Source organism: Marivita sp. (genome assembly GCF_017643905.1).
In the GTDB taxonomy this organism is placed as follows: Bacteria; Pseudomonadota; Alphaproteobacteria; order Rhodobacterales; family Rhodobacteraceae; genus Marivita.
Window position 1 is genome coordinate 1 of the sequence record NZ_JAEPMO010000198.1, and the last position, 6,116, is coordinate 6,116.

Consider the following 6,116-nt stretch of genomic DNA (forward strand, 5'->3'; position numbering starts at 1 on the left):
GATTCAACTAAACAACACCAATATAGGCAATGTGTGTGACTACAGAAATTTGCCCGAACACAACCGCTAAATCATTGAAATAACTCAGCCAGCCACCCTCAATTCAGGCGAATTTCGGCGGATTTTGTCGAACTTGGGAGGTCCGCCTGTTCGGTGCGCACGTCGCGGATGCGCACGCCGTTGTCCCGCAGCATTGACAGCACATTTTCCGCCGAGGTCTGGCGGGAGCGATAGCTGACTGCAATCGTGCCATCCTCCCGGGTGGTCACGGCGATGCCCTCGACTTCGGGAAGCACGCCCACCGCGCTGTCGGGTTGAATGACCATCGTCTTGGCGTCCAGCGCCCCCAGCAGGTTGCTGGTGCTGTCGCGGGCCACCACCTCGCCATGGTTGATGATCGCGATCTCGTCGCACATCTCTTCTGCCTCTTCGAGGTAATGAGTGGTCAGGATGATCGTCATCCCCTCTTCGCGGTTCAGCTTTCGGACATTGGTCCAGAGCATCTGCCGCAACTCGATGTCCACACCGGCGGTTGGCTCATCCAGCACCAGCACATTCGGTCTGTGCACCAGCGCCTTGCCCAGCAACAACCGCCGCCGCATCCCGCCCGATAGGGTCCGCGCATAGGCTTCTGCCTTGTCGGTGAGACCGATCATCTCAAGGATCTCGTCCGAGCGGCGTTGTGACTTCGGGACGCCGTAAAGCCCCGCCTGCACCTCCAAAGCGCCGCGCGGCGTAAAAAACGGGTCAAGGTTCAGCTCTTGCGGCATGACGCCGATGGCTGCGCGGGACTGGCGGGGGTTCACATCCTGATCCCAGCCCCAGATCGTCACTTGGCCTGCGGTTTTGGTGACAAGACCCGCCAGAATGTTGATCAGCGTTGATTTCCCGGCACCATTCGGCCCGAGAAGCCCAAAGACCGAACCGCGTGGCACATTCAGATTGATGCCTTTCAGGGCCTCTTTGCCTCCGGAATAGGTCTTTTTCAGGCCTTCGATCTCAATGGCGTGCTGTGTCATCGCTGTCTCTTGCTCCCGTGGCCGCGTCGTCTTAAACCGCACCTAGTGGAAATTCCGAACGAAGGAAACGCAGCAGATGGCTACGCAAGCGCCCGAAACCAAGATCGTGGACAGCTACCGCATCGCCTGTGACGGTGGTGAAGGGGCCTTGGGTCACCCGCGCGTCTGGCTGCAAATTCCGCATGACACCGGTTGGGTCGAGTGCGGCTATTGCGATGCGAAATACGTCCACCGGGATTTCGCTCACCAGCACGACACGTGACAGCCAAGCGTCTTTGCGCAGCGCTACTGGCGCTCGCGGTCTGCGTGACAATCGTCACGCGCGTCTGGCTTCGGATCGACCGGTACAACACCGGGTTGCTCGATACGCTGGCGTTCAACTACCGCTATTTCACGATCTGGACGAACACGCTGGTGGGCCTGACCTGTGCCTGGGTGGCGCTGGGCGGGCGCGAACCGGCGAAGGTTCAGGGCGGGCTGCTGTTGTCGATTGCGATGGTCGCCATCGTTTATCACGTGCTGCTGGCGCATCTGCGGGATTATCGGGGCATCGACATGGTAATCGACCTGATGCTGCACACGCTGATCCCGCTTGGGTTCGCGGGCTATTGGCTGGCGTTCGTACAGAAAGCCGATCTGAGCTATCCCGACATCCTGCCTTGGCTGATCCTGCCGCTCTTGTATTGCATCGTCGCGATGCTGCGCGCTGCGTTTGTTGACGGGCGCTATCCCTATCATTTCCTGAACCTTGACGATCTTGGCCCGCTGCGCACGGGGCTCAATATCTTCGGGTTGCTGGTCGTGTTCTCGGGCTTCGGGGCGCTCATCGTCTGGGCGGGACAGCGTCTGGGCCGCCGCCCCGGCTTCGCGGGAACCGAACCTTAGCTGATCGGGATCGGGGCCGGACCGCAGGGCAGAACCGGCGTGTCATCCGCTGGCCCTGTCAGAAACTGCAGCACCTTTTCCCCGGACCATGCCGTGATCTCGCGCCCCTGATTGTCGCTTCCGCTGCCGATCACCGTGCCAGTCTCGTTGTTGAGCGTGTGATAGAGCACGTTTGCCTCGACGCCGTTTTCGCAGATCATGCTGGCCCGTCCCGGCGTCTGTGGCCCACCGGCCACCCATTCGCCGTTGCACGGCGTGCCGTCGTCCAGAAAACCGATGATGATGCCGGTGTCCCAGCCATGAACCTGCCCGTCGAAATAGACACCATCGGTTCCGATACAGGCCAATGCGCGCACGCAATTCGCCTTGTCATAAGGGATGTTCTCGCAGATCGGAAGACTGGCTTTGGGATCGGTCTTGGGCGCCAATCCGTCAAGCTTTAGCGTTTCGTTGGCGACAACAGGATTGGCCCCGATGGCAAGGAAAACTGCACCAATTAAAGCACGCACGACATTTTCTCCGTTTGCTGCGTCAGACACGATCAAAGAATAATCCACAGCCTGTGAAACGCCAATGACGACGCGCAGCACCACGTTCGGGCTGGCACCTCTTCGCCGACCGTGGCACACCTTTGGCAGCATGAAAATGGGGACGCGCGACATGGCATTCGGCAAAGGACACCACCTTCACCTGATCGACGGCTCGGCCTTCATCTTTCGCGCCTACCATGCGCTGCCGCCGCTCACGCGCAAATCCGACGGTCTGCCCATCGGGGCGGTCAGCGGCTTTTGCAACATGCTGCAGCGCTATGTCGAAGGGAATGCCGGGTCGGATGTGACCCATGTGGCGGTGATCTTTGACAAGGGCAGCCACACGTTCCGCAATGACATGTACGATCAGTACAAGGCCAACCGCGAGGCGATGCCCGAAGACCTGCGTCCGCAGATCCCGCTGACTCGCCGCGCGACCGAGGCGTTCAACATCGCCTGTGAAGAGTTGGAGGGATACGAGGCGGATGACATCATCGCCACTCTGGCCGTGCAGGCGCGCAAGGCCGGGGGGCGCGTGACGATCATCAGTTCCGACAAGGACCTGATGCAACTGGTCGGCGAAGGGGTCGAGATGTTCGACGCCATGAAGAACCGCACCATCGACCGCGAGGGGGTGTTCGAGAAATTCGGCGTTTACCCCGAACGCGTTGTCGATGTGCAGGCGCTTGCTGGCGACAGTGTCGACAACGTGCCCGGCGCGCCGGGAATCGGGATCAAGACGGCGGCGCTTCTGATCAACGAATTCGGATCGCTGGAAGAGCTGCTCGACCGGGCAGGCGAGATCAAGCAACCCAAGCGCCGCGATACTCTGATCGAAAAGCGCGAACAGATTGAATTGTCAAAGAAGCTGGTTTTGCTGGACGAAAACACACCCCTGACCTTCACGCTGGACGATCTGGAGGTCCGCGAACCCGATCCAGACAAGCTGATGGCGTTTCTGGCCGAGATGGAGTTCCGCACGCTCACCAAACGTATCGCCGAGGCGCTCAAGGTCGATGCGCCGGCCATTCCCGATACAACGCCCGAGGGGGCCAACCCTCCGTCCGGCGATGCGCCCGAACTGCCAAAAATGGACACGGCGAATTACGAATGTGTGCGCGATCTGTCAGCACTTCAGAGCTGGATCGACTTGGCCAACGAAAAAGGCTGGGTGGCCTTTGATACGGAAACCACCTCGCTCAATGAAATGACCGCCGAACTGGTCGGCGTGTCCCTGTGCGTTGAGCCGGGCAAGGCCTGTTACGTGCCATTGGGCCACAAAGCGGACGGCGGTGAGGGCCTCTTCGGGTCAGATGATCTGGCCGAGGGGCAGATCCCGATGGACACCGCGTTGGCAGCGCTCAAGCCGCTTCTTGAAGATCCGGCGGTGATGAAGATCGGCCAAAACATGAAATACGACGCCAAGATCATGGCGCGTTTGGGGATCACTGTCGCGCCCATCGACGACACGATGCTCATGTCCTACGCGATGAACGCGGGGCTGCATGGGCATGGCATGGACACGCTGGCCGAACGCTATTTGGGCCACACGCCGATCCCGATCAAGGATCTGCTGGGCAGTGGCAAAAGCCAGATCACCTTTGACCGCGTGCCTATCGACAAGGCCGTGCCCTACGCGGCCGAGGATGCAGAGGTCACCTTGCGCCTGTGGAAGATGTTCAAACCACAACTTCACAAGACCAAGGTCACCCGCGTCTATGAAGGCATGGAACGCCCGCTGGTGCCGGTGCTGGCCGAGATGGAGATGGCCGGGATCAAGGTCGACAGGGACACGCTCAGCCGCATGTCCAACGCGTTCAGCCAGAAGATGGCGGGGCTGGAGGACGAGATTTACGAGCTTGTGGGTCGCAAGTTCAATGTCGGGTCCCCCAAGCAGTTGGGTGAGATCCTGTTCGACGAGATGGGTCTGGACGGCGGCAAGCGCGGCAAGACCGGGGCCTATGCGACGGGTGCCGATGTGCTGGAGGATTTGGCCACCGAGCACGAACTGCCGCGCCGGGTGCTCGACTGGCGGCAGCTTTCCAAACTGAAGTCCACCTATACCGACGCTCTTCAGGACCATATCAACCGCGAGACGGGCCGGGTTCATACGTCCTATTCCATCGCCGGGGCCAACACCGGGCGTCTGGCCTCGACCGATCCGAACCTGCAGAACATCCCGATCCGCACCGAAGAAGGCCGCCGCATCCGCGAGGCGTTTGTCGCCGAAGAGGGCAAGACGCTGGTCGCGCTGGACTACAGCCAGATTGAGTTGCGCATCCTTGCCCATATCGCGGATATTCAGGCGCTGAAGGACGCGTTCAAAGAGGGGCAGGACATTCACGCCGCCACCGCGTCGGAAATGTTCAACGTGCCGCTTGAGGATATGACGCCGGATGTGCGCCGTCAGGCAAAGGCGATCAACTTTGGTGTCATATACGGGATCAGCGGTTTCGGTCTTGCCCGCAACCTGCGCATCCCACGGGCCGAGGCGCAGGGCTTCATCGACCGTTATTTCGAGCGGTTCCCAGGCATCAAGGCCTACATGGACGACACCACGGCCTTCGCGCAAAAGCACAATCGGGTGGAAACGCTGTTTGGTCGCGTCATCCACACGCCAGAGATCAACGCCAAAGGCCCGCGCGCAGGCTTTGCCAAACGCGCGGCGATCAACGCGCCCATTCAGGGCACAGCGGCGGACATCATCCGCCGGGCGATGATCCGGATGCCGGATGCGATCAAGGGGCTGCCCGCCAAGATGCTGCTGCAGGTGCATGACGAATTGCTGTTCGAGGTGGATCAGGGTGCCGAGGACGATCTGATCAAGGTCGCGCGTGAGGTGATGGAGGGCGCTGCCGATCCGGTGGTTCACCTGACGGTGCCCCTGATCGCCGACGCAGGGCAGGGCAAGAATTGGGCCGAGGCACATTGATGCGGGTAGGCCATTGCGAAATCGCTTTGCCTCATTCTACCATGATCCTTTGCGACCCGTGCGAATTCGGGCGCTGACGATAGGGGAACATATCCCCGTCTGTTTGTGTTGTCCTTTCATTGAACTGTGGAAAGGATTGACCGATGGCTCAGAAACAGGCGGCTCAGACGGACGACAGCACATCCACGCATCATGGGTCGTATCTGCGGTTTTTCGCGATGATCCTGACGTCTACCGTTGTGATGTACGGGCTGATGTATCTGAACACCTATGCCATCGAACACGTCTTCTTTTCCCAGACCCGCATGTGGATGGCGCTTTACATGGGTGGCATGATGGCAATTGTCATGCTGGCGTTCATGCTTGGCATGTATGCAAATCGCAAAGCCAACCTCGCGATCTTTGGCGGAGGCATCTTGGCGCTGGTGCTGGGTGTCGGGCTGGTGCGGTCACAGGTGACGATTGGCGACATGGCGTGGATGAAGGCGATGATTCCACACCATTCGATTGCCGTTCTGACCAGCGAGCGGGCCAATCTGTCGGACCCACGTGTCCGGGCACTGGCGGATGCCATCATCGAAACGCAGCGCAGTGAAATTGCCGAGATGAAGCGGTACATTGCTGATATAGAAGCAACCGGTGATGCCGCACCGGGTACTGTGCGTCAAACCTCGGATTGAACGGCTGGAAGATCTGCACCGGAAATGGTGGGCGATTTCGATTGTGTCGCGTAGCATGTGCTGACTCGAC

Annotated in this window: 6 protein-coding genes; 4 read left to right on the forward strand and 2 right to left on the reverse strand. The window is 59.9% G+C overall.

Annotated features, from left to right (window positions below):
- Window positions 1–98: 98 nt before the first annotated feature.
- Window positions 99–1,019, reverse strand: coding sequence for an ABC transporter ATP-binding protein (locus JJ869_RS21135; RefSeq protein ID WP_292270431.1), 921 nt, complete (start codon window positions 1,017–1,019; stop codon window positions 99–101).
- 76 nt (window positions 1,020–1,095) lie between these two features.
- On the opposite strand from JJ869_RS21135, the gene JJ869_RS21140 reads away from it, so the two are divergent.
- Both JJ869_RS21140 and JJ869_RS21145 read left to right on the forward strand, forming a co-directional pair.
- Window positions 1,096–1,281, forward strand: coding sequence for a zinc-finger domain-containing protein (locus tag JJ869_RS21140; protein WP_292270433.1), 186 nt, complete (start codon window positions 1,096–1,098; stop codon window positions 1,279–1,281).
- A complete protein-coding gene (locus JJ869_RS21145) occupies window positions 1,278–1,904 on the forward strand; it encodes a Pr6Pr family membrane protein (protein ID WP_292270435.1) in 627 nt (208 codons plus the stop codon). Before JJ869_RS21140 ends, JJ869_RS21145 begins: the two co-directional genes overlap by 4 nt.
- Here the strand turns inward: JJ869_RS21145 and JJ869_RS21150 are convergent.
- Window positions 1,901–2,413: a hypothetical protein gene (locus JJ869_RS21150; protein WP_292270438.1), complete on the reverse strand. Its 513-nt coding sequence runs from the start codon at window positions 2,411–2,413 to the stop codon at window positions 1,901–1,903. The two genes, JJ869_RS21145 and JJ869_RS21150, sit on opposite strands and share 4 nt — an antisense overlap.
- Before the next feature lie 151 nt (window positions 2,414–2,564).
- Between JJ869_RS21150 and polA the strand changes: the two genes are divergently transcribed.
- Together polA and JJ869_RS21160 are read left to right on the forward strand one after the other, a co-directional pair.
- Window positions 2,565–5,366, forward strand: coding sequence for a DNA polymerase I (gene polA / locus JJ869_RS21155; protein ID WP_292270439.1), 2,802 nt, complete (start codon window positions 2,565–2,567; stop codon window positions 5,364–5,366).
- A gap of 143 nt (window positions 5,367–5,509) precedes the next feature.
- Entirely contained in the window at window positions 5,510–6,046 is a 537-nt protein-coding gene (locus tag JJ869_RS21160; RefSeq protein ID WP_292270443.1) for a DUF305 domain-containing protein, read from the forward strand.
- Window positions 6,047–6,116 lie beyond the last annotated feature (70 nt).

Coding starts and splice junctions, on each gene's coding strand:
- polA (WP_292270439.1), top strand. CDS start 2,565: ATGGCATTCGGCAAAGGACACCACCTTCACCTGATCGACGGCTCGGCC.
- JJ869_RS21135 (WP_292270431.1), bottom strand. CDS start 1,019: ATGACACAGCACGCCATTGAGATCGAAGGCCTGAAAAAGACCTATTCC.
- JJ869_RS21160 (WP_292270443.1), top strand. CDS start 5,510: ATGGCTCAGAAACAGGCGGCTCAGACGGACGACAGCACATCCACGCAT.
- JJ869_RS21140 (WP_292270433.1), top strand. CDS start 1,096: ATGGCTACGCAAGCGCCCGAAACCAAGATCGTGGACAGCTACCGCATC.